Annotated in this window: 16 protein-coding genes and 1 tRNA gene; 11 read left to right on the top strand and 6 right to left on the bottom strand. The window is 47.2% G+C overall.

From position 1 onward, the window contains the following. Nucleotides 1–2: 2 nt before the first annotated feature. The 3 genes from infB to COU47_02155 form a co-directional block, all read right to left on the bottom strand. Nucleotides 3–1544: a translation initiation factor IF-2 gene (infB, locus tag COU47_02165; GenBank protein PIR69541.1), complete on the bottom strand. Its 1542-nt coding sequence runs from the start codon at nt 1542–1544 to the stop codon at nt 3–5. Between the two features lie 102 nt (nt 1545–1646). Then, nucleotides 1647–2216 (bottom strand): hypothetical protein, encoded by a 570-nt coding sequence (locus COU47_02160; GenBank protein ID PIR69540.1) that lies wholly within the window; start codon nt 2214–2216, stop codon nt 1647–1649. A 42-nt stretch (nt 2217–2258) separates the two neighbouring features. Beyond that, a tRNA-Ser gene (locus COU47_02155) sits at nt 2259–2345 on the bottom strand. Nucleotides 2346–2425: 80 nt separating this feature from the next. Between COU47_02155 and COU47_02150 the strand changes: the two genes are divergently transcribed. Beyond that, on the top strand, nt 2426–3673 hold the full coding sequence (locus COU47_02150) for a hypothetical protein (GenBank protein ID PIR69539.1): 1248 nt from the start codon (nt 2426–2428) through the stop codon (nt 3671–3673). A 47-nt stretch (nt 3674–3720) separates the two neighbouring features. On the opposite strand, the gene COU47_02145 is transcribed toward COU47_02150, so the two are convergent. Then, the gene (locus COU47_02145) at nt 3721–6360 is read right to left on the bottom strand and encodes a hypothetical protein (GenBank protein ID PIR69538.1); all 2640 of its coding nucleotides are present in this window, start codon (nt 6358–6360) and stop codon (nt 3721–3723) included. 258 nt (nt 6361–6618) lie between these two features. On the opposite strand from COU47_02145, the gene ruvA reads away from it, so the two are divergent. Both ruvA and COU47_02135 read left to right on the top strand, forming a co-directional pair. Next, nucleotides 6619–7215: a Holliday junction branch migration protein RuvA gene (ruvA, locus tag COU47_02140; protein PIR69537.1), complete on the top strand. Its 597-nt coding sequence runs from the start codon at nt 6619–6621 to the stop codon at nt 7213–7215. Next, entirely contained in the window at nt 7139–8551 is a 1413-nt protein-coding gene (locus COU47_02135) for a hypothetical protein (GenBank protein PIR69536.1), read from the top strand. Before ruvA ends, COU47_02135 begins: the two co-directional genes overlap by 77 nt. A 24-nt stretch (nt 8552–8575) precedes the next feature. On the opposite strand, the gene COU47_02130 is transcribed toward COU47_02135, so the two are convergent. Continuing rightward, nucleotides 8576–9313 (bottom strand): hypothetical protein, encoded by a 738-nt coding sequence (locus COU47_02130; GenBank protein ID PIR69535.1) that lies wholly within the window; start codon nt 9311–9313, stop codon nt 8576–8578. Nucleotides 9314–9529: 216 nt separating this feature from the next. Between COU47_02130 and COU47_02125 the strand changes: the two genes are divergently transcribed. Next, complete coding sequence (locus COU47_02125) at nt 9530–11947, top strand: hypothetical protein (protein PIR69534.1); 2418 nt, start codon at nt 9530–9532, stop codon at nt 11945–11947. An 11-nt stretch (nt 11948–11958) separates the two neighbouring features. Further along, nucleotides 11959–13371, top strand: coding sequence for a hypothetical protein (locus COU47_02120; GenBank protein PIR69533.1), 1413 nt, complete (start codon nt 11959–11961; stop codon nt 13369–13371). Between the two features lie 50 nt (nt 13372–13421). On the opposite strand, the gene COU47_02115 is transcribed toward COU47_02120, so the two are convergent. After that, a complete protein-coding gene (locus tag COU47_02115) occupies nt 13422–14279 on the bottom strand; it encodes a hypothetical protein (protein ID PIR69532.1) in 858 nt (285 codons plus the stop codon). 80 nt (nt 14280–14359) lie between these two features. Between COU47_02115 and COU47_02110 the strand changes: the two genes are divergently transcribed. The 6 genes from COU47_02110 to COU47_02085 form a co-directional block, all read left to right on the top strand. After that, nucleotides 14360–16309, top strand: a complete 1950-nt coding sequence (locus COU47_02110; GenBank protein PIR69620.1) for an excinuclease ABC subunit B — start codon at nt 14360–14362, stop codon at nt 16307–16309. A gap of 71 nt (nt 16310–16380) precedes the next feature. Then, entirely contained in the window at nt 16381–17031 is a 651-nt protein-coding gene (locus COU47_02105) for a hypothetical protein (protein ID PIR69531.1), read from the top strand. Next, nucleotides 17018–19780, top strand: coding sequence for a hypothetical protein (locus COU47_02100; protein PIR69530.1), 2763 nt, complete (start codon nt 17018–17020; stop codon nt 19778–19780). Before COU47_02105 ends, COU47_02100 begins: the two co-directional genes overlap by 14 nt. Further along, a complete protein-coding gene (locus COU47_02095; GenBank protein ID PIR69529.1) occupies nt 19738–22887 on the top strand; it encodes a hypothetical protein in 3150 nt (1049 codons plus the stop codon). Before COU47_02100 ends, COU47_02095 begins: the two co-directional genes overlap by 43 nt. 8 nt (nt 22888–22895) lie before the next feature. Next, nucleotides 22896–23441: a hypothetical protein gene (locus tag COU47_02090; GenBank protein ID PIR69528.1), complete on the top strand. Its 546-nt coding sequence runs from the start codon at nt 22896–22898 to the stop codon at nt 23439–23441. Then, a partial coding sequence (locus COU47_02085) for a hypothetical protein (GenBank protein PIR69527.1) occupies nt 23428–23975 on the top strand: 548 nt, incomplete at its 3' end. The genes COU47_02090 and COU47_02085, both read left to right, overlap by 14 nt.

Genomic DNA, 23975 nt, shown 5'->3' with positions numbered 1-23975 from the left:
GATTATGATGCGGATACGGAACGCTTCCCCGTACGCTCCTCAAGCGATTGAATGACATCTCTCGGGACAATTTCGGTAGGGCTGTCTATGCGTATACCAAATTCATTTCCTTCGGACACCTCCTGTGCCTCTGTCTTTCCATGTTGCAATTCAACTATGCGCCCCTGCGCAATAACATTATCTCGCCGCACAATATGTATTTTGCTTTTATTTTTGATAACTCCCGAAATGACCTTCCCTCCGACAATCTGCTTTGAGCCTTTGTTGGAGAAGATTTTCAGGATTTGCGCTTCTCCCACCACCTCTTCTTTTGTTTCTTGGGGCGCGGCTTCTTCTATGTGCGCTTGCACCCACTCAAGCAGTTCGTAGATAATCGTGAATGTTTTGATAGCAACCCCAAAGCGTTCTGCAGTCGGAATGGCTTCTTTTTCCACTCGCACATGAAACCCGACGATCGCGCTCCCCATGGTTGCCCCGGCAACTTTTGCATCATCTTCATTGATGGATCCTACGCCTTTTTTCATTATTTTTATAATGAGATTCTCATTTTCTAATTTTTTTAGTTCTCCTTCTATTGCTTCAAGTGAGCCGGTAGCATCAGCCTTAACAACAAGGTAGGCAGTATGAGGTCCCGCCTCCTCGGTTGTTTCTGTGGTGGGCGCCACAGCAGGGGAAGATGATCGTTTTTGCTCCGGTTGTTTTGATATTATTGATTCCGCCTCTTTTTTTGTATGGGCGGTTTTAAACTCAACTCCTACTTCCGGGATTGTATTGAATCCGGTAATGCGTACGGGCGTTGAGGGAGGCGCTTTCTGTATGGGTTGCCCCCGAAAATTCTCGAATATGCGTACCGGGGAGTATGCGTTGCCCGCAATCACAAAGTCCCCGTGCTTCAGAATCCCTTTCGTTACGAGAAGCGTTGCAGTATTTCCACGCTTCGGTTCAAGATGAGATTCTATGATAACCCCCTCCGCGGGCGCGTTTGCATCTGCTGTGAGGTTTTCAATCTCTGCTACAAGCAGCAACATTTCAAGAAGATCCTGGATGCCGGTCCCTTCTTTTGCTGATATGGGAATGGCCGGTACTTTCCCTCCCCAGTCTTCTACAAAGACTTCTTTTTCGGAGAGTTCTTTTTTTACGCGGTCTGGGTCAGCTCCTGCTTTGTCTATTTTGTTTATCGCGACGACAAACGGGATGCCGGCTGTTTTAATTGCTTCGAGAGCCTCAAGGGTTTGCGGTTTTACTCCGTCATCTGCTGCAACAACGAGTATTGCTATGTCCGCGACATGCGCTCCCCGCCGGCGCATGTTTGAAAAAGCGCCATGGCCTGGAGTGTCTAAAAAGGTAATATGCTTTTTCTCTCCTGCGGCAGTTTCTACCTCCGCTTCATATGCACCGATGTGCTGGGTGATGCCGCCTGATTCTTTATCAATCACATTTTCCTTGCGTATAGTATCAAGCAGCTTTGTTTTCCCATGATCAATATGCCCCATGACTACTATAATGGGGGGTCGTGTATGTTGTTTGTTGGTATTGTTCTCCATATAAATAAAAATCCTGAATCATGTTTCAGGAACCAAGAATTACACACTATATTGCGTCGGCGTATTACCTGCGGTATACGGTCATAATTCTTGGTTCCTGTATCATGATCCGCGCGTTACCGCGCGTCTAATTGCTTCTTTCTCTTCTTCGGAAAGATGGTAGGCTGATGCCGCTTGCTCTATTGGTTTTGCGTACACCCGGTTTGTTTCTCTGTTGTGCAGGCTTGAGATGACAATACCGTCTTTTTTGTCGTTTAATAATGTAACTGCAAAGCTTTGGTCGCCCCCCGCTTCATTGAATGCGTTAAAACGAACCATGCCTACGTGGCGTGCGCTTTGTTCCAGTTCTTTCTCAAGCGTTGCTATATGGGTGCCGTCTTCCCGGAGCTGTTTTTGGATAGCGGAGATGTCTTCTGCTATGTCAGTAAGGAGAGACTCTAGATCCTTCGTCCTGCGCCCGCGGAAAATCCGTTTGAGCCGGACCTCTATCCAAATAATCCATATGGCAACAAGTACGGTGATACCTGCTATTGCGATAAATATTGTTGTCTGGTCAATTTGCATATTGAGAATGGGCGCACGAGTATACGGTTGCGGCAGCGGGAGGATGCGGTCACAACTTTTCGCTTCGCGAAAGTCGCGACCCCGCCTCAAACATTGTCCAACGGACAATTTTTTCCGGCTTTCGAATCCTCTTTAATGATTGTGATTAAACGGAAGCGGGAGGATTCGAACCTCCGATGCCCTTGCGGACATACCGCTTTTCGAGAGCGGCCCGTTCAACCACTCCGGCACGCTTCCTCTCCTTTGCGGCAATACTTTATAAAGTACAATTTTTTTCGTACTTTTTCAATGCCTGGAAAGAGAGTACTGTAATAGTAATGAATACATACAAGGGGAAGCGCATTCTTGTATTGGGGCTTGGCGTATCGGGCGGGGGGATAGGAGCTGCGCGGTTTCTTGCGAGCCGCGGCGCGGAAGTAACCATCAGCGACGCGAAAACAAAAAAAGAGCTTAAGCAATCAATCCGTAAGCTCCACAGATACCCCCGCATTTCTTATATATTTGGGGGGTATCCTTCTCGTTTTCAGGAATTTGATATGGCAATTATAAACCCTGCAATTGATTTGCGTTCTCGCATGATAAAAAAGATAGCGACGGCACGCATTCCGGTTGAAAGTGAGATAGGGCTTTTTCTCAAGCATTGTGAGGGGAAGATTATCGCAATCACCGGCACAAAAGGAAAGGGGACTACGGCGACGCTTGTCTACCGAATGCTCAAACAAGCAAAAAAGGACGTGTTCTTGGGGGGAAATATTGGTGTGTCACTTTTGGATCAGCTCCCGCACATCAAAAAAAGCACATTTGTTGTGCTTGAGGTTTCGAGTTTTCAGTTAGACCTTCTTCGTTTGGGAAAGATGAGGCCGCAATTCTTTGTTTCTGCGCTCACTAATATATATCCTGACCATCTTGACCGGTATGATTCTTTTTTGCGGTATAAGAAATCAAAGCTCTCTCTTTTCGGGTATCGGGCGCATGCAAAAATTGATGGAAGGAACATGCGAAGCGTATTGCCGCGCTGGGTAGATGAAGGGCGCATACATATTCGCGGCGAACACAACAAGAAGAACATCGCGCTTGCGCTTGCTATTTCAAAAAAAATACACATACAGCGCGTGCATGTACAAAAAGCAATATACGGTTTCCGGGGGCTCCCGCATCGTCTGGAATATGTTGGAAGAAAAAAGGAAGTTGCATTCTATGACGATTCATATTCAACAACGCCCGATTCAACGATTGCGGCACTGAAAAGCTTTGACCAAAAGATCATATTGATCGCAGGAGGCATGAGCAAGAAATCATCCTTTGCAGCATTTGCTCGCGAAGCGGGGAAGCGCACAAACAACATTATCCTTTTTGGCAAGAGCAGAAATGAAATAGCACGTGCATTCAAAAAGAAAAACAATATTATAAAAACAAAAACGCTGGAGGATGCGTTTAAGAGAGCAATAACTTTTGCAAAGGAGGGAGATATTGTTCTTTTCTCGCCGGCATGTGCAAGCTTTGATCAGTTTCAAAACGCGCGCGAGCGCGGAGAAGCATTCAAAAAGTTCGTACGGGGAAAATAAAAAAGGCTCACGGTAAGGTGAGCCTTTTAAACTATATGAGAATATGTTTATTTTTTTGTTTTCCAGCTTTTGAGCCGTTCCTGGACTTTTCCGTATGCGGTGTGGTCTTCGTAGTATTCGATGACCTTCGGTCCGTCAATGCCGATTTTTTTCTGGATTTTCTTTTCTCCTGCCGGAATGCCCATTAATATCTCTACGGCTTCTTCGATTTTAGTGACTGGATATATGTGGAATGTATCTTCCTGTATCGCTTTCAGAACATCTTTGCGCAAGCTGAGATCTTTTACATTCTGCTCGGGGATAATTATGCCATGCGAACATGGATATCCGTGTTCTCTGCAGATGTCAAAGTATCCTTCCACCTTCTCATTCACCCCGCCTATAGGTTCCATGTCTCCTTTCATAGACATTGAACCAGTGATGGCAAAGCATTGCGGTATCGGGATCTGGCCGAGTTCGGATATAAGCGTGCAGAAGGTAAGAGCTGATGCGCTGTCGCCGTCAACTCCGGAATACGACTGCTCCATAACGAACTGCGCATCCACTTTTTCTGCACCTTCCCCGAATTTTGATTTTAGATATGAAGAAATTATGCCGATAGCTTTTTGATATATCTGACCGGCTAGTTTTACTTCAGTATCTACGTCGCTCACCTTGAATGACCCTGTTCCCGGAGATACATTTGCGGTTGCGCGGCTCGTAATACCGAAGCGCACGCCTCCGAAATTTATCACCCCAAGCCCAGTCATTTCTCCGATGCGCGGCTCTCCGTCGGTGCGAATGATGATGTCCAAGCGCTTTCTTGCCTCAAGTTCTTTTTCGGCAATCAAGCTTTTCTTCTTGTGCGCAATGGCTTCCTCTATATGAGTGCCGGTGATTGCATCCGAGTCGCTTACATAATGTGCTTCCCGTATGACATCAGCGAGTGTCCCATAGTTGAGAGAAAACTTCCCGCCGACATGACACAGCCTTTTCGAGAAACCGAGGAGTTCCGTCATCCCGTCTTCTGAGACGGGGCGCAGGCCCTCGTCCTCCGTAATTTTGTGCGTAAAAGCGATGAACTGTTCTATCGTTTCTTTGGTATTTTCTGCTGAAACATCAAACTCTACGCGCGCCTTAAACGCATTACGGAATGTTTCGCTCTCTGCAAGGCCCGTGTATGTGTAATACCCGAGGAGCAGGATTACCTTCACCTTGAACTTGATTTTCGGCGTCTGAACCTGTGTCGGTCCGAGTCCGTACGGGTCAAAGTTTTTTATTTCGAGCTTCTGTTCGCTGAGAGACTCTAAGAGCTGCATGAATGTGGCCGCACCGTCATATGACTTTATGAAGTTAGACATAATATCATCAAAGTCGAGAATCAAAAATCCGTTATGCGCCCGCAAGATTGAGCCTGCCTTTAGAGACATATGGTCGGATGTGTATACGCCCCGCATTGCTTTTCTGTGGATGCGTCCGAACATATTTCCCCGGTCAATGTCCTTTTCTACGATGACCGGCCGCGTGTTTACTCCGCCGTTATCAACAAGTGTGTTAACCTGCATGCGCCGCATGACCTCTTCTTTTTTCTCAGGGTCTTGCTGTGATATCGTTGGAGCAAAGCTTTGTCCCGAAATGGGGTCTATCTTTGCTATCGGTATACTAAAGAGGGATGCATATTCCCCTGCCATTTTTTTTATGCCTGTTTCGTATGAAGCAAGAATGGCTTTTGTTTCTGGGGAGATGTTTTTTTCATCCGATATCAACGCATCAAGAGGAGCAAACGATGTATTAATCGCCTCGTTTTCGAGAGATTTCCGTATGTCCTCCTTCCTTGACTCTACTGCTTTGTGTTCGTTTTCGGATTCAGCATCTCTCCATTCCGCAATGTTCATAATCTCCGCGTAAATGTTTTCCGCAGTTTCCGCATCAATCAGCTTCTCTCCCTTGTACTGGTCGAGCTGGTCGGTGAAGATGTAGTACTGTTTCTGGTCTGTTGCGGTAACAAGCTTAGCTATACTAAACCCGAAGATATTTATAGTCGGACCTGCAGTTGCCCGCACGGTTTTGTATTCGTTTTTTCCGTCGGCTTCCGGTGTATAGCGTTTTTCGTCCCTGCCCGACTGCATTCGCATAATCAGGCAAAGGCCGGAGCCGTACACTCTTTCCTCGTAGCTTTTTTCAAAGCTGTCCATCTTCATTCGCGATTCCGCTTCTGCCTTCTTCTTTTCTGGGTGTTTGTGAAGATTGATGTCTACGAGTGCTAAGGCATCCTTTAGATTTTTCGTTACCTCTCCAAGAGCTTCTCTGAGCTTTTTCCCAAACCCAGCGGGAACCCATATACAGATGGGGCACTCCGGTTCATTGGGGTTATGCAGGGCTATGAGATCTTCAAGGGCTGCTTCCGTTTGAGTGTATTTCTTCAGCGCTTCGCGGATTGTTTTCATGCGTCCGGTGCCGTGGCCTCCTATTGCTGCGATGTTGTGGCGTGGACTTTCTATGGAAAGATATCTTTCCAGCTGCCCCAGAGCGCTTTTTTGCCCCAACCATTCCTCGGATTTTATCCGATTCATTTCTTCGGGCGTGATAATTATCTTCTTATTTCTGGACAGAAGGTCTTTGTACCGCGTTCGCTTCTGTTCCGCCATAGTAGATGTCGTGCCTCGGTTTTTCATTATAATTCCTCCATGTATATATTTTTTTTTCAAAGTTCAACGCCCTAGCAAAAAGGGCAAGTTAGATTCCAACCGGTATCCCGATACGGCAAAAAAGCGGAAGTCGCTTACAATGCCATATCTGCGTAGGGATAGAATGGGTTAGACAGCCTAACTTGCCCTTTCCTTTCTTACAGTATCCTAAAAATCGCCTTATTGGGGATCTCTGGAGCTATGTAAATTTTGCTTTATTATAATCGTTTATTAGAGATAAGTCAAGAGTTCTTCTTTTGCGTATCTTGAAGCGTGCGCATGTGGAGGTGCTATAATAAAAACATGATTTTTTCTATTGAAGGCATTCTTCAGCTAAAAACTCTTTCCTATGTGGTGGTAGAGGCGGGCGGTGTCGGATATCGGGTGCGTGTGGGCTCGGAAACGCTTAAACACACCCCTGCTTTGGGGCAAAAAACGAAAATATACACGTCGCTATACCAGCGGGAAAATGATATTGAACTTTATGGGTTTTCTACCATTGCAGAGATGGAATTTTTTGAAGTATTAAATTCTATTTCGGGCATCGGTCCGAAATCAGCACTGGGTATTTTGAGCATTGCGCCGTTGGATACTCTGAAGCGCGCTATCGCCGGAGGTCAGATAGATTATTTAACGAAAGTGTCGGGCATCGGAAAGAAGACCGCACAACGCGTTGTCATAGAATTAAGGGATAAACTTGGCGCAGGGTCGGGGGGTGAAGAGTTGGGGGAGGACGAGGACGTTTTGCATGCGCTTCAGGCGCTCGGATATTCGGTAAAAGAAGCGCGCGACGCGATTCATGCGCTTCCTTCTGACATTCAGGGGGCAGAGGGGCGCATCAAAGAAGCGCTCAAGCGCATGGGCAGAAAACACTAATCCTATGATTTCTCTTTTGCGGAACATATTACCCGCGCAGGTATTACGATGGTACCACTACGGACTTTCCGTAGTTGCCGCGCTCGCATTTAATTCGCCATCCAAAGAAATGGTGATTGTTGGCGTTACCGGCACCAATGGCAAATCAACTGTCGTGGAACTTATACGAAGCATTTTTGAAAGCGCGGGGCTCAATGCTGCGTCGCTCTCTTCCATACGGATTGTTATTAATGGTGAAGAGCAAATAAATATAAAAAAAATGACTATGCCTGGTCGTTTTGCGCTCCAGCATTTTTTGCGGACCGCCCGCTCGCATGGTGTGTCGCATGTAGTTGTTGAAGCAACCTCCGAGGGCATGCGTCAATTCCGGCATCGGGGCATTGATTGGGATGGGCTTGTGTTTACGAATCTCTTTCCCGAGCACGTTGAGTCCCACGGCTCGCTTGAAGCCTATCAGCGGGCGAAAGAGTCTCTGTTTGCGTATCTTTCAAAAACGGAACGGAAAGGGAGAACGAAAAAAATCATCGTTGTAAACGCGGATGACAGCCACGCAAAAGATTTTTTGAAATATGATGCGGATGAAAAATGGGCATACGCAACAAGCATGGCGCCTGGCAACAGAATACAATCTTTGCTGCACACAAAATCTCTTGATGATCTTGGCGCAGAAGATTCCGCGCTTCTTACCCCGACATCGTATGAGGCGACAAAAGACGGCATATCCATGGTCATCAAGGGTATTGAGGTAACATCTCAGCTTCGCGGCGATTTTAATGTATACAATATTCTTGCGGCAATCACACTTGCCCGTGCGTATGGAATAGAGTGGAAAGCTATCCAAAGAGGGATTGAAACAATGAATGTTATCCCCGGACGCTTGGAGTGCATACAACGGGAGCCGTTCACGCTCATTGTTGATTATGCGCATACTCCGGATGCATTGGAAAAAGTATACCGGACAGTAAAGCCGGAACATGGGAGGCTTATTTGTGTTTTAGGAGCTGCGGGGGGCGGACGGGATAAGTGGAAGAGAGCGGAATTTGGGAAAATCGCATCTTCTTTTTGCGATGAAGTTATTCTTACGAACGAAGATCCGTATGATGAAGATCCGTCTTCTATTATTGCCGACATTCAGAAAGGCATGGAGCCAGGGAGAGCAGAGGCAAAGAATATACTTGATCGCGAGCAGGCAATTCAGGAGGCGGTAAAAGACGCAGAGCCGGGAGATGTTGTTATTCTTACCGGCAAGGGTTCTGAGCAATGGATTGCCGGGAAAGATGTGCTTATTCCCTGGGATGAACGCGAAGTTGCGCGCAAGCTGTTACTCCAAAAATAAAACCGCACAGTGTGCGGTTTTTTGTTATGAATCGCATGTATGAGCATGCGATGTTGATTTCTCGTCTGTATTATTGTCCGTAAAATATTTATCAAGCTGCGATTGGTCCTCTTCTACTTCGAAGCCATCCTTGGGGCACATCGTACCGAATGAAACAATCGTTTTAATAATAGCGTCGCGCGGTGTTTTTAAAAGCAGAATGCAATCTCTGTGGGGCCATCCAAGAAACCCTGTCACCGGATTGGGGGGAATGGAAACAGTTGTTGCGGGCCGTACTATTTTTTTTCGTTCGGGAAGCATAATTGCTTGTCCTTCATCATATAAAATGCCAAGCATTATAAATTCAGCATCTTCCCAGCCGACTTCTTTTTTAGTCTTCACGAGTACAAACCTGCAATTCTTAATGTTGTGGATGCTTTTTATGAGAGTTTTAAAAAATTCGAACAGAAGGTTGCATCCGGGTATTTTGTTCGAGAGCTTTTGGTTAAGAGGCTCTTCCCCCTCCTTTCCCGTCCGGATTTCCAGAATAACTCCCGCAACATACGCAAATACAATTATGAGAGAAATACCGAGAGCGTACCCGAATGGTGATTGCAGTGCCGGGTGGATTGATACGAATACTTTAAGCATCTTGAATATCAGTTTTCCCACTGACCACGAAATAAGATACCCCGCATACAGCATAATCCCTACAAATCCTATACCGATGAAGCCCAATTTGAGGGATTGGCCTATTTTAAAGGATATAGTATATTTTTTCATTTTTTCGTTCTCTTTGTGAACGTGCTTTTGTACTGGGCGTTATCATACACCAAAACAGCACAAATAAAAACACCCCGCCATGACTTCGTCACGACGGGGGTTTGCTGTTTGCGTTTTTGCGCAGACAGCCTTAAAGGAGGATGGAGGATGACTTATATTGCAATTTCCTAAGGGAGAGTATAGCAAAAACCGGCGCATTGTCAATAGACTATTTTTATGTTACTTTTGGAGTGGTTTTTTGACAACAGAAGATGTACAAACGAGGAGGTTTCAGAAATGGGATCGAAATACTCTCTATCAAAAACAATATCGAAAAAGGACCTGATAGATCTTTGGACGCTTGCTTGTCGTTCACGCGCACTTTCCGGAACGCTTAAGAAAAACCGGGATCATGTGTATGGCGCGTGTCTCTTGGGAATTCTGCAGGAGAATGTGTCGCTTATTCCGATGTTTGTGCTTCATAAAATGGGCATTTTCTTGGGATCGATAAAGAACGGCGATCATAGAACGCTTTGGGAAATGTTCGTGATGGCAGATTTTGTAAATACCGAGTCCAAAAACAAAGAAGTATGCGATCTTAACCATGTTGATGGTGTCTTTAGGAACCATTTCGGGAGAATGCCGCATATATCTAAAAAGACGGGCGAGCCGGACAGTAACGGTGGTCGGGACGGCAATACGCATAGCAGAGGATGTCCTACATGCCGGATTATTGGCCTCTTGGTATCTGATATGGGAAGGCTTGTCGGTCTTGCGGCCGGGTACGGCGAAGCTATTGCCAGTCGCGAATGGGCGGGTATTGATCCGAAAAAGCGTCCTGTTAGCATAAGCTTTCATGGGGAGGGCGCTGAACAGCAGGGCGTTATTCACGAAACGCGCAACCGTATTGCGGCAAATAATTATACATACGCTTCACTTGATGAGATAGTGGGGCGATATGGCGATCATTGGATGGACGACATAACAAAAGAGCTTTTGGTTGTTCGTCCTTCACCGCACATTCAGGTTATCAATGCAAATGAGTTTTCATTGTTCACGGATGCCATTGAGGAGCATGGCAATGCAGCATTGCATCTCCGCGCTTCCGGATATGGGAATATGAAAGGATATAGTATTCATGATTGGGACATACCCGGCATGATTAATGTATTTGAGCATGCAATACGCGATGCTCAGCAGGCTATTCCTTCCATTGTTGTTGTGCGTAGTTATCGGGGGACCGCACATAATGAAGACCAGATAGCATATGAAGACGGGGCATTTGATGCTGAGGAGTTCGGCAGAGCAAAAAGCATTGCAGGGCTTTCGGATCTTGCCCGATTCCATGAGGCGTGGGAGAAGGATCCGGTGCTCGTTATGCTTCGTGATTATATCGAAACGGCGGCATCCGTTAGCGCGGATGAACTCGATGAAATATATGGGCATGAGAAGGAAGATATGCATGCGCGCGCAGCTCGTATTCTCGAGGAGCCGCATGTTACGCTTGAGCATGATAAGGAAGACCGGAGCTGGTATCCGGCAATTGATTGGGGCTCCCTTCCGGCGTACCCACTAAGCGCAGAAATGCCTACTGAGAACATGGGATATAATCAGGCGTTTGCGTGGATTACAGGAGAGCTCATGAAAGAGGATGATCGCGTCGTCTATTTTGGCGAAGATGTATACTCAAATGGTGTTCTCGGCCTTACAAAAGGCATCGGAAAAAAATTTGGACCGAAGCGCATATGGAATATGCCGATTTCAGAAGAGGATGGCGTACTGAATGCCGCGGGTCTCGGATTGTATGGTCTTAAGCCGATTCTTGAATTTCAGTTCGGGTGGTTTGGGCATGATGCAGATCCTGCGATTGAATGTATGGCAACGCAGTGGTACCAAAAAAAGCTCAAAATGGATTTTGTGATGGTGTACCCGTGCGGGATAGTGCGTTCCGGCGGGAGTGCCCAATACCACGAAGAGTGGCCTGAGAAGAACTTATGGGAAACTAAAGGCACCATTATTGTTGCGCCGGCAAATGCTCGTGAGGTAGTAGGTATCATGCGTGCGGCGTATGCATGTGAAAGTCCTGTTGCGGTGTTGTTGCAGATATCCGCGGCGAATCTTCAGGAATTTTCTTCAGATATTCCGTCAGAGCCGTATGCTATCCCGATAGGGAAAGCGCAGATAGTCCGCGAAGGAACCGATGTTACGGTTATCGCGTATGGCGCAGCATGCGTATCTGCGGCAAATAATGAAGCAGAATTTCTTGCGAAGAAAAACATAAGCGTTCATGTCGTAAATCCGTTAACGCTTCGCCCGCTTGATCTGGAAACACTTCGCAGGGAAGTGATAAAAACGGGACGCTTGATTGTTATGCATGAAGCAAGCGAAGAGACCGGTATAGGATCAGAGATTCTCACCCAGGTATTAGAGGACGACCGTACATTTTACAGCTTACTTGCACGGCCACGACTGGTGTGTGCGGGCATGGAAGGCGACCTCTTTATTCCGACAGAGAGCAATCTTATCTGGGCGCGGCTCCCGTATCACAAAGAAGAAGTCGAAGCAAAGGATGCAAAAAACCGAACCGTAAAACGCATCATCCATCGTTCAAAGATACTGCATGAGCGCATTGTAGAGCTCATGGAGTTTTCGTGAGGTGATATGCAATGAACATAAAGGTAGGGTTTTTGATAAAAGAATTAAAAGGAGCCGGCATTTACCATGTTGAAGATTTCCGTTCGGTAAAAATATCCGATGTACCGAAAAAAGCAGGAGATGCATTCAAGAAGGGCGATACTCTTTTCGAAATAGAATCTGACAAAGAGAATATGCCTCTTGTCGCGCCTGCGGACGGCACGGTGCTCTCTATTGAGTACAAAAAAGGTGATACATGGGAATACGGCGGTAAAGAAGACACGCCGTTCGGAGAAATTCTCATTCCTCATCTTGCGGAAGTTGAGATAGAGGGGGAGATGGCGAGTGAGAAGCAAGATGACATGCCGCAAAAAATTGAAACTGAGCCCCATGCCGGAAAGCAGCGCGTTACTCCTGTTGCAAAACGGATTGCAGAAGAGCATAATGTTGACCTCTGCGCGGTAGAGGGAACGGGAACAAGCGGCCGTATCATGAAAGAAGATATTGAGCGCGTTATTGTCGGCAAAGAACACGATACGAAGCCAGCGGAACATGAAAAGCATCCCGAAAAGGTTCTTGCGGTTCCTTGTGCGCGGTCATATGCGCGTGTACGCAGTATAGATATTTCGCAGGTACGAGGGACTCGGCCGGACGGAACTGTTTGTCTTGCCGATGTAAAGCGTTATGAGCAGGAACAGAAAACGGATACGGAGCAGAAAAACGAATACACTATTCCCGCTCCTGAAATACGGAAAGCTATCGCGAAGATGCTCGAATACAGCTGGAAACATGTCCCGCATGCCGGAGACACTCTCACCGTACATATTGAGCACCTTGCGAGATTCCGTGAACGGCATAGCCGTTTTTCAGAAAAGCTTTTCGGATTAAGGCTGAGGCTTGATCATTTCTTCCTGTACTACGCGACACGGCTTCTTTCGTCGGAGACATTCAGTATGCTTAACAATTACTGGGATCCCGAGAAAGAAGAGATACACATTCTGCCGCATGTAAACTTAGGCATTGCGGTGGATGTCGGGTATGGGCTCGTAGTTCCTGTGATACACAAAGCGGAAACATATTCGTTTCGTGAACTTGCCGGGCAAGTTGAGAACCGCATCATCCGCGCAAAGGAAAACAGGCTTACTCGTGCGGACTTTCTAGATCTGACATTTACCGTCAATAATCCGGGAGCGCTTGGCGGAGAAGAGCCTGCAATGATTATTCCCGCAACACGCATGAAAGAAAAAAGCGGTATCCGTTCTACCAGCATGATTATGGGGCTCGGCCGGATGATAGAAGCCTTTAACGGAGAACGGGTCATGCAGCTTACATTCCGATTTGACCACCGCATTGTTGACGGCAGATTGCCTCTTGAGTTTATGGGAGCAATGCGGGAGCTGTGCGAAGCAGAAGATGAAGAAGATATTCTTTCTTCTATAGCGTAAAAAAATAATGCCACACAAATATGTGTGGCATTTTATTTTTTGTACGCGTTTCATGAGGTGATATATGTTTCCAAATTGCCTTCGCGCGTGTTTTTCATACCAAGCGTGTCTGCAATAAGGAGCGAAAGTGTTTTTGCCGTTTCATATGCACTAAGGCAATGGCCTGTTTCTTCGCGTATTGATGTTACTTCTATGTCGAGCCCGCATGGCTGTATGATGTTGTTAAAATAACTGAGGTCCGTGTTTATATTTATTCCGAATCCCGAAAGCACGATAGAGTCGCTAATAGTGACCGATTTTGGCTTCCAGCGCCCGCCATACGATACTATCTTTTTTATTGTCTCGTATTCTTTGTCGACAATCCATAATCCTGAGGCGCCCGATGTATTGATGTCGTTCTCTGTGCGCACACCTAATGCCTCAAGCGCATCACGCACAAACTTAAGAGAGTGGCGTTTTGCGAAAAGCTCCCGTATCGTATAGGCAGACATGCCGCAATATTTCCGGAAAAACATATCAAGCGCCAGCAAAATGCGATTCGAAAAATCTTTTGGGTGCGGAAGTCCCAATTCTTTATGTGATGCTATAAAATATAGCGTAAGCTGGCCGGGTCCGTGATATGTGATGCCGCCGCCTGTAGAAAATTTTCTTTTTTCTATTGATACCCTGTTGCGCTGCACAAACTGCCAAAATTCCGTATGGTCTATGCGGAGCTGTGTGTCTATGTTGCTCTCGTCTTGGTAGCTGATGCATGGCATGTGTTCGGTGCAGAGCATGAATTGGCATGTGCCGGCATCCTTCATTTTTTTCGCAAGAAGTTTTTCTTGCCAGTAATTAATATCTCGGAGCGTTGCCTGCGGAAAGAAATCCCACGCAAGTAATGCAGTATTGTGTTCAGATGGATTCATTGCATACCTCGCACTTTCGTATTATAAAGGTTATACATTCAGGGACACTTTACTATATATATAGGGTTTTGTCTATTTGCATGTTTCAGATACACTCACAATTTGAACCGACAGGAGACCAGCCACAAGCAATTAATTCGCTGGTGCGCAATATAGAAGCCGGCGTAGACCGGCAAACTCTTATTGGAGTCACCGGTTCTGGGAAAACCGCGACTATGGCGTGGACCATCGCGCGTATAAATCGTCCCACGCTTGTGATATCACACAACAAGACATTGGCGTCCCAGCTTTATCAGGAATTCAAAGAATTTTTTCCGGGGAATGCCGTTCATTATTTTGTATCGTATTACGATTATTATCAGCCGGAAGCGTATATGCCGGTTACCGATACATATATAGAGAAGGATGCGAAAATAAATGAATTTATTGATCAGCTCCGGCATGCCTCCACGCAGTCAGCACTGACGCGCCGTGATGTCATTATTGTTGCATCGGTCTCATGCATATACGGTATTGGCGATCCGGAATCATATGAAAAACTTTCGATAGACATTCATGCGGGCGGCAAGATATCTCGTGATGCGCTCTTTGGACAGCTCGCGTCTCTTCAGTATGAGCGCAATGATTATGAGCGCAGGCACGGCACATTCCGAGTAAAAGGAGAGACGGTTGATATTATGTCTCCGGATGGGGAGCATATCACGAGAATAGAATTTTTCGGGGATACAATAGAGCGGCTACAAGAAGGGAAAACAGGCATAGGGCACGAATCATTTGTCTCAATAGAAAAGAAAAAAATCTTTCCGGCAAAACACTTTGTGACAGAGCAGGAAACATTGGGTACGGCCATCACAAACATCCAGACGGAGCTCGCAATGCGTCTCAAGGAATTAAAAAAAGAAGGAAAGATGTTGGAGGCGGAACGGTTGCGTCAGCGCACCAATTTTGATATTGAGATGCTTGAAAAGACCGGATATGTGAACGGCATTGAAAATTATTCGCGGCAGTTAAGTTTCCGCAACGCGGGCGAACCGCCATATACATTATTGGATTATCTGTCGGATGATACGGTTATTTTTATTGATGAGTCGCATATGTCAGTTCCGCAAATAGGAGGAATGTATAAAGGAGATAGATCGAGAAAACAAACACTTGTTGATTATGGATTCCGGCTGCCCTCCGCTCTTGATAACCGTCCATTGCGGTTTGAGGAATTTGAAGAAAGGGTGGGACAGGTTATTTTTGTTTCAGCAACACCCGGCACATACGAAAGAGAAACAAGCACAGAGACAACGGAACAGCTTATCCGGCCCACGGGACTGTTAGAGCCAGACATTGTTGTGCGTCCTGTGCGTGCGCAGATAGAAGATGCAAAAAAAGAGATACAAAAAAGCGTGTTGCAGAAAGAGCGGGTGTTGTTGGTTACGCTCACAAAGCGTTTAGCTGAAGATATTACCGAATATTTGCTCAGCCATGACATACGCGCGGAATATCTGCACTCGGAAGTAAAAACACTTGAGCGCTCAAAAATATTGCAGCGGCTGCGGGAAGGAGAGTTTGATGTGCTCGTTGGCATTAATTTATTACGCGAAGGATTAGATCTTCCGGAAGTGGCGCTTGTGTTGGTGCTTGATGCAGACAAAGAAGGGTTTCTTCGTAACAGAACATCGCTTATCCAAACGGTGGGAAGGGCGGCGCGCCATCCGAAGGGGCGCGCGATACTCTACGGCGATACGATTACGCGGTCAATGGAAGCTACAATACAAGAAACGGCGCGAAGAAGGGAAGCGCAGGAGGCATATAATAAAAAACATGGCATTGTCCCTCATGCCATCACTAAGCCCATCCGTAAGCCATTTTGGGCGGAAGAAAAGAAAAAAGCTCCTGATATGTATCTTAAAGAGATGTACAAAGAGCTAAAAACGGCAGATGCCGTAAAGCAGGAACTGGAGCGCCAGATGCTCGAAGCCGCAGATAGTCTGCAATTCGAGAAAGCTGCGGAGCTTCGTGACATATGGAAAACGCTATAAATTTCCTCGTGTAAACGGCTCACACGGGGTGTGAGCCGTTTGTTCCAGAGGTGTGGATAATCCGCTGTGTAATGGGTGTGCGTTTGTATATAATAGAAAGAGTACAGTATCCCGTTACTTATTCGTTTTTTATTTTTATGCCTCCAGGTAAACAGCCGACACTCAAGAGACAGCAGGCAGCTGTTTCTTCAAAAGCACAATCACAATTGCCGCCAATACCGGAAAAGAAGTCTCCGCTGTTTTGGGTGTTTATAGTGTTTGCAATTGCCGCAATCGTTATTGCGGGGCTTTATTTTTCGGGGCGCATATCCCAGTCGCCTCCGCTTGAGACGGTCGGCATATATAGCGCATCCGGAAGAATTGTTTCTATTTCACCTGAGGATGATTCGTTTGTTTTGGAGATAGAGATTCCGCTCCGATATCAGCGCGGAGAGACGACGTATGTCACTCAGCAAAAAACGGTTGTTTTGGGGGAGGGGGCATCACTTTTTGATGAATTTGGCTCCATTACGAATGATATATTTTTCCTAAACGCGAACGAGGGGGACGCCGTGTATGTTTCTTCTGGTAATTTTTTGAACGATATATCTTTTTCTCCGGATATTATCATATTGCACCCTGACCGCGCCGATACAGAAGCCGGAGGGGTGCCGGAGGGCGAAGAAGCAGAAATTTTTCAGGATATAGAGCGTAGCAATTTTTATATAGATGACAATGAATAATATGCGTTCGCGTGTTCTTATCTTTTTTAGCATAGCAGTCATAGCAGGCACGGTATTTGCTTTTTGGCACTACGGATTTGCGCAGGGGGCAACATACTTTAATTTTTCATACGATGTAGACCCGCTCGTTGTGTCAGAGGGGCAAACATTTAACGCGACACTGACATCGCCCGTGTCTCTTACCGGAGCGGGAATCCCCTTGGATATTGTGTTGTTGCTGGATACATCAAATTCAATGAATTATCCGTCTCTTGTTGTGGAGCGTACTCATCGGTTGCAAGAGGACGCAAGCTCTGGGGGCGGCGACACCACAGACCGTTTTTGTTTGCAGTTGTACCGTATCAACCTTGACGAAATTCCTCCAGGAGGCACTACACCACCCCCGTCTTCTCCTCCGCCTGCAGCACAGCATGAAAACGAACATCAAAAGATGTCATTCTTCGGCGCGTTGAACGCGTATGCGGCAACTTGGTATGAATTTTTACCGGGAGGGATTCAGGCGCAATGGTCCGCATCGTCTCCGGGGAGCGGATGGGAGAACTCCGGACTCACTGATTGCAATGGAGGTGCGCATACGCTGCAGGATGCAAGTTCGTGCAGCCCTTCGTCAAGCTCGCAGAAATTGTATCTTCGTGCAAGTGCTGCGCCGGATCTCACTATTAGCTGGGTCGGTTCTTCTGACCCTGTCGCTACGGAAGAAGATAGTGTCAGGGATTGCAACGGAACAACCAGCCATGATGTTAACGAAAAAGATGAAAGCACATGCAGCAATACAATCTCAAGCGGAAGAGGAGGATTTGGTGGCGGCGGAGATCAAGATCAATTCCTTCGTATTACGGGAGGGATTGCCTCTCCATGGCAATACAGTGTACGCAAGGGATGGCATGAAAATCAGTGTCTTTCAGGATGGACGGATACGGGGCTCACAGATCAGAACGGATATCCCTCGTATATCCCATCACGCCTTACGCGCGCAAAAGAAGCACTCACGACATTTGTTTCTCTCCTTGATACATCCATAGATAGAGCATCCCTCGTTACTTTTAACGGTGTTGATGGCGCGATAGTGCATTCAGGGCTTACTGCAGATACGAATTTGTTATCAAATCGAATCCAGTCGCTTTCTGCGCGGGGGAACACGCCTATGGGTTCGGGGCTTCAAGCCGCAAATGGTGTTATGGCAAGCGCGCGCAATAATGTGGGCAAGTATATTATTCTTGCGGGCGACGGCCAAGAAAATATGGCGCCCTCAGTTCTCAATATAATGGCAAGTACGCCGTCTGATGTAACCGTGTTTACTATCGGTATTGGTGAGGGAATTCAAGACATAGTACAGAGCGATTGCGCTGCGCTTCAACAGCAAGTGCCGGGCGCTCCTTGCCAATCGGGGGAGGCAACGCTTCAGGCGGTTGCCGCGAATGCCGGGAGCGGAGACGGCCAGTACTTTTTTGCGCCGGACGCTTCGCAGTTAACGACGCTCTACACTGACATTTTAAAGCTGATCCGCGATCGTGAACTGCAATCCGTACGCGCGAAGGTAACAATTCGCCCCGAGTTTGAATTTATTTCTGCAGTGCCGGCGCCGGATTTTGTTGACAGAAGCGGAGATGATACGCTGGTAACCTGGCCGCTTGGCGAGTTGCGAAGTGGGGATAGCGTTACTATCAATATGACGCTTCGTGCACTCACTGCGCTTCCCGAGACATCCCAACCGCAAGATATTAATAAAAACACGAATCTCTCTACTATTTCATATATTGATAGCGGCACATTACAACCGAACGCCGAAGATCTTCCTGTTATGCAAATCCGCGTAGTGCGGGACCTTGCTGTTGTGTGCAGTCCGAGCGTTGCGAATGCTTTCATTGGGGATTCGGTTTTGTGGAGCTCATCGGTTGCTGGCGGATTTGCGCCCTATACGTATACATGGCATGGAGAGAAAGTTGAAGGAGCAAGTGGCAGCAGTGTGACGGTGACATATGATACCGTCGGCACAAAAACGGCGTCTCTGACGGTACGGGACTCGAACGGGGCAACTGTTGATCAGCAGTGCGATTCGGGCGTGAATATATCGAGCTTTCCGATTATTAATGCTGACCTTACCGCAGTGCCTTCCCGCGGCCCGGGACCATTATTGTCCGTGAATTTGAACGCACAGCTTACCACCGGATACGATTCTTCAAAAGGAGTCAATTACAGTTTTTGGTGGGATTGTGATAGCGCTACGACTGACATTGCATCTGCTGCAGGCGCTTGCGGTTCATTGCCTTCGTCCGCGCCCGGCACATGTGTTTCTAATACGAACGGCGCAAAATGCGACGCTATTATGAGCAGCATGCAATCAGTCGGACATTTATATCCCAACTCAAGCAAAACAAACCCGGCAACATTTATGCCAAAAGTTATCATTGAGCACGGAAGCGCTTTGCCCGCAGAAGACCGGACAACGATTATCGTAGATCCAATACCGGTATCCGCAAATCTTTCTTGCAGCCCCACGCTTGCGTTTATCCATAATCCTACTGATAGCGCGGTGTTCACTGGCGCAGGAGGAGACGAGGGGAATTATTCGTGGGACATCAGCGGAAGTAGCCCGGACCGCTGTACCGGCATTGAAAGCGATGATGGCCTTACATTTTCTGTACGGTGCTTCAACAACGGTACGCGCGACATTATTCTCGAAGACGGAACAAACCCGCCGCGTACATGCAAACTTCAGGTAAATGTCCCCGAATACGAAGAGTTCTAATGCATATGTCTAGCTTTGTTCAAGTTCGTAAGTATTTTTTCTTTACGGCGCTCGGCGTTATCTTAGCGTTTTTCTTTTTTGTGACAGCAAGCGCGTATGCGCAAACGCCGACTACCGTACACTACACCGGGTTTGAGTCGGGATTAAGCCCGTGGACCCAAGACATCCAAAATGACTGGCAAACATCAACCGAATCTAAAACCGAAGGAAGTTATGCCGCAAATTTTGATGACCCGTCATCAGACAGCATGCTTACATCCCAAAATTTCGTTTTGTCGTCTGTTTCTAATGTTACTATCACATTTGATTGGGCTATTGAGTCTGGTTTCAATTCGGGGGAGTATCTTGCGTTTGATGTTTCTACGAACGGCGGCTCTTCTTGGACGCAAATGGGGATACTCCGCGGCAATGTATCCGGCGAAGAAGGTGTGTGGAAAGCCGCTAGTATTCAGATAAATAGTGTAAGCCAAGTACGGGTACGGTTTCGGGGGACTGTGAATTGCAGTTTCACTTGCGGGGGGAAAGACGGATTTGTTGATGATCTCACGATAACCGCGACATCTCTTGCGCCCGATCCGCCGGTACTTCTTGCGGCCCGGCAGTTTTGTAATGGAACAACCGAAATGATGGAGCTGGAATATACTCTTGTCTCTGGCGCTACTGACTATAGCGGGGTTGGTTGTTCAGGAAGTGGTTGCACTCCGAGTGCGGGGTTAGGAAATTCTACTACAAATATTATCCAGAGCAGCACTTACCAAGGCTCGGGAACCAGAGGATTTGCGGTGCGGTCATATAAAGCGCCCTACACGAGCAGTAACTCAAATGTGCTCTACTACAGCATGTCTAACTGTCCGCTTGCAGCCCCCACTCCGGACAATCCTACGCATCACTGGACATTTGATACTGATGGGAGCGACACGGGTTCGGGGGGCCACATCACAGGCGCGCTGACAAACGGTGCCACTGCCGGAAATAGCACTGCAATTGCAGGAGCGGGCTCATTGCTGCTTGATGGAAGCGATGATTATGTAAACATCGATGATATTCAGCTTGAAGATTCATTTACCAGAATCTCTATATCTTTGTGGTTTCGTGCGTCCGCCGTCTCGGGCGTGCAGGAGCTCTATGAGGAGGGAGGGGCTATAAACGGATTTTCTATCCGTCTGAATGGCTCAACGCTTGAAGCGGCAACTCGCAATAGCAGCTCGCAAGCAACCGTCTCAAAAGCAGGGATTTTTACAAATACGTGGTATTTTGTCATGGTCACATTTGATAACGGGTCGCTTAATATGTATGTGAATGGTGACTCATCTCCTGTTGATTCTACATCCACCGGATATTCAACGGTTTCATCACATGTTGACCCGGCAGCAATCGGGCGGGTAAGTAACGACGACTCATTCGGCGTTACCGGGGGTGGTAATTATTTTAACGGCCGTATTGATGATGTGCGCGTGTATGAGAATGTCGCACTCACCGGTTCTGATGCCGGAACTCTTTTTAATGAATTTGGCTCGGGCATTATACTGCCTTTATCAAATCTGCAATGCACAGTTGATGACGCGTCGCTTACTTATGGCGATTTGGTTTCGTATACCGCGAGCGTGGAAGATGGAGGGGAGCCGTATGTATTTGATTGGTCGGGGGACGGCGACCTGTCTGACCCTGATGTATTTCAGCTTGTGTATTCGGATAATTTTAGTTCGGGATTTGGCAATTGGTTAAATTTTCCTGCTGATGACTTTGAATGGACGCGCTTATCCGGGAGTACGCCGACATCAAGCACCGGACCGGCCGGCGACCACACAACAGGTTCCGGGTATTATGCCTATACCGAATCAAGTTCAAATTACAATAAGACGAGCTATTTAGAAGGCCCCCGCATTAATTTTGATGCGTATAGCGGAGAAAAGCTGACATTTTGGTATCACATGTACGGTTCGGCGATGGGAAGTTTGGCGTTTCAGGTGAACACCGGAAGCGGCTGGGCAACGCTATGGAGCAGATCGGGCAATCAGGGCAATCAGTGGAACAATGAAACAATTGATCTCTCGGGACTTACCGGAAACGGATGGCTTCGGTTTCGGGGTATTACCGGCTCAAGCGCTACGAGCGACATGGCGCTTGATGATATTACGCTTGAAGTTAGCCCCATCGCTGATTTTTCTCCTCCTGCGCCTCCGCCCCCGCCACCCGCAGATCCAGTCACTATTTTCCAGCATTGCTCGTATGGCGGATATTCGGCAAGTTTTGATGTGGGAGATTACACGCTTGCTGAGCTTCAGGCAGAAGGTGTTTTGGATAACGACATTTCCGGATTACAGATCCCTTCAGGGTATGAGGCAATTTTGTACGAAAATGATAACTTTGGAGGTTCCGCTATCATAAAAACACAGGACACATCATGTCTTAGTGCGGATCCATTCCCAGGAGGGGGAAGTTGGAACGATAAGTTATCTTCATTGCGGATTCAGCTCGCATCCACATTGCCCGATCCATGGAGCAATATTGATATCGGGAATCCCTTGGCCGGCAGTGCGTCATACGCGGGGAGCTCTTTTACTATCAACGGAGATGGCAGCGATATTTATGGGTCATCAGATAATTTCCATTTTGTATATCAGCTATGGGCGGGCGATGCCACTATCACTGCTCGTGTTGATAGCCAGCAAAATACGGATTCATGGGCAAAGGCCGGTGTTATGATACGCGAAACGCTCGGCTCGGGTTCTCGGCACGCAATGACGATCATCACTCCCTCAAACGGCACTCGTCTTCAATACCGCGCCACAACCGACGGCTCAAGCGGTTCTGTCGGTTCGGGAAGTTCAGAGACAGCCCCCTACTGGCTTCGTTTAACGCGAAGCGGGGATACTTTTACCGCGTATAAATCATCAAACGGAACGAGCTGGACGCAAATTGGTTCGGTTGCCATATCAATGAACAGTACGGTGTATGTAGGATTTCCGGTAACAAGCCACAATGCATCAACAGTCGGAGAGGTGGTTGTTAGTAATCCAACAGTCGCTCTTGGGTCTGGCATGAATCGTTTTGCGTCTTCCCGCATTGGTTTGTTGTTCGCATCTCTGGCAAATATCTTTAGATAAAAGAGCATATGACAGCACGAGTTACCACAAAAAAAGAAGAGCAAGAGACCAATAAACGCGTGTTGCGCGTGGCGGGCGCTTTAGTAATCGCGGGTGTTCTTATTTTGGGCGCGGTGTATCTCCCCGGTCTTTTACGAGAAAAAGAAGAATTTGTTGACGAAGAAGTAAGCCGGATGTTTGTAGGAACGGTAGAGGACATTGATTATGAATTTAAAACATTCACTTTTGTATTGGATACAAACAGAGGACTGTATCCTGACGAAGACGGAGATTCTACTATGCCAACTGAGAGAGAGGTGGAGGTTCCGATATGGACCGTTACGCCACGGTATGATGACGACCCCGTAACACCCAATACCGAAGTAAAACGGGTAACAGTAGACTTGCAAGAGGAAACAAACCCAAAAGTATTTTATGCGCTTGTTCCTTTTACCAGCATCCACAAAGGAGATTTTGTTCAGCTGTATTTTTGGCAGCGCAATTTGTCTTTAGCGGGGGAAACAGTGCTTCCTTTTTTTATTCATATCGTTCAAAATCCATATGAATCGGAATAACATACCGGCGTATATCCTGATTTTGGTCGTTGCCATTATCTTTTTTGGAGTGGTAGGTGTTCGCGTTGCGGACGCAACCGCATACTCAGGGAGTTGTGAGTTCGAGGGCCAAACAGCAACGCATTACCATCAAACAGTGACCAACCAGAGCCAAACACAAAACTCAAATACGTGCGGTGGCAACGGGTATGATCAATGGGGATGCGTAACGAAGACGACTCATTCTGCGGTGTGCGTGAACGGTTCGTGGCAGAATTCGTCAGATACCGAAGACTTAGGATGTGTGTGGTTGAGCTCGGGGTGTTCGGCGGGCTTTCCTTCAGGCCAGTGCCCCGGAGGGTGTAGTGGCGACGGCGGAGGTGGCGGCGGAGGAGGAATTTCATCGTATGACCTCCCGGATCTTATATTCATAAACACATCAACGTATTCTATACCGAATGGCGCTCCCGGCACGGTAGCAAACTTTGAAGTTGATATTTATAATTATCCGTATGATTCATTTCAGGTTGACCCCGCTCCTACGGAAGGCAGCTT

The sequence above is a fragment of the Candidatus Niyogibacteria bacterium CG10_big_fil_rev_8_21_14_0_10_46_36 genome, assembly GCA_002772995.1.
Taxonomy (GTDB): Bacteria; Patescibacteriota; Minisyncoccia; order 1-14-0-10-42-19; family 1-14-0-10-42-19; genus 1-14-0-10-46-36.
Note: the sequence above shows the minus strand (reverse complement) of the source record. Positions and strands in the feature narration are given on the sequence as shown.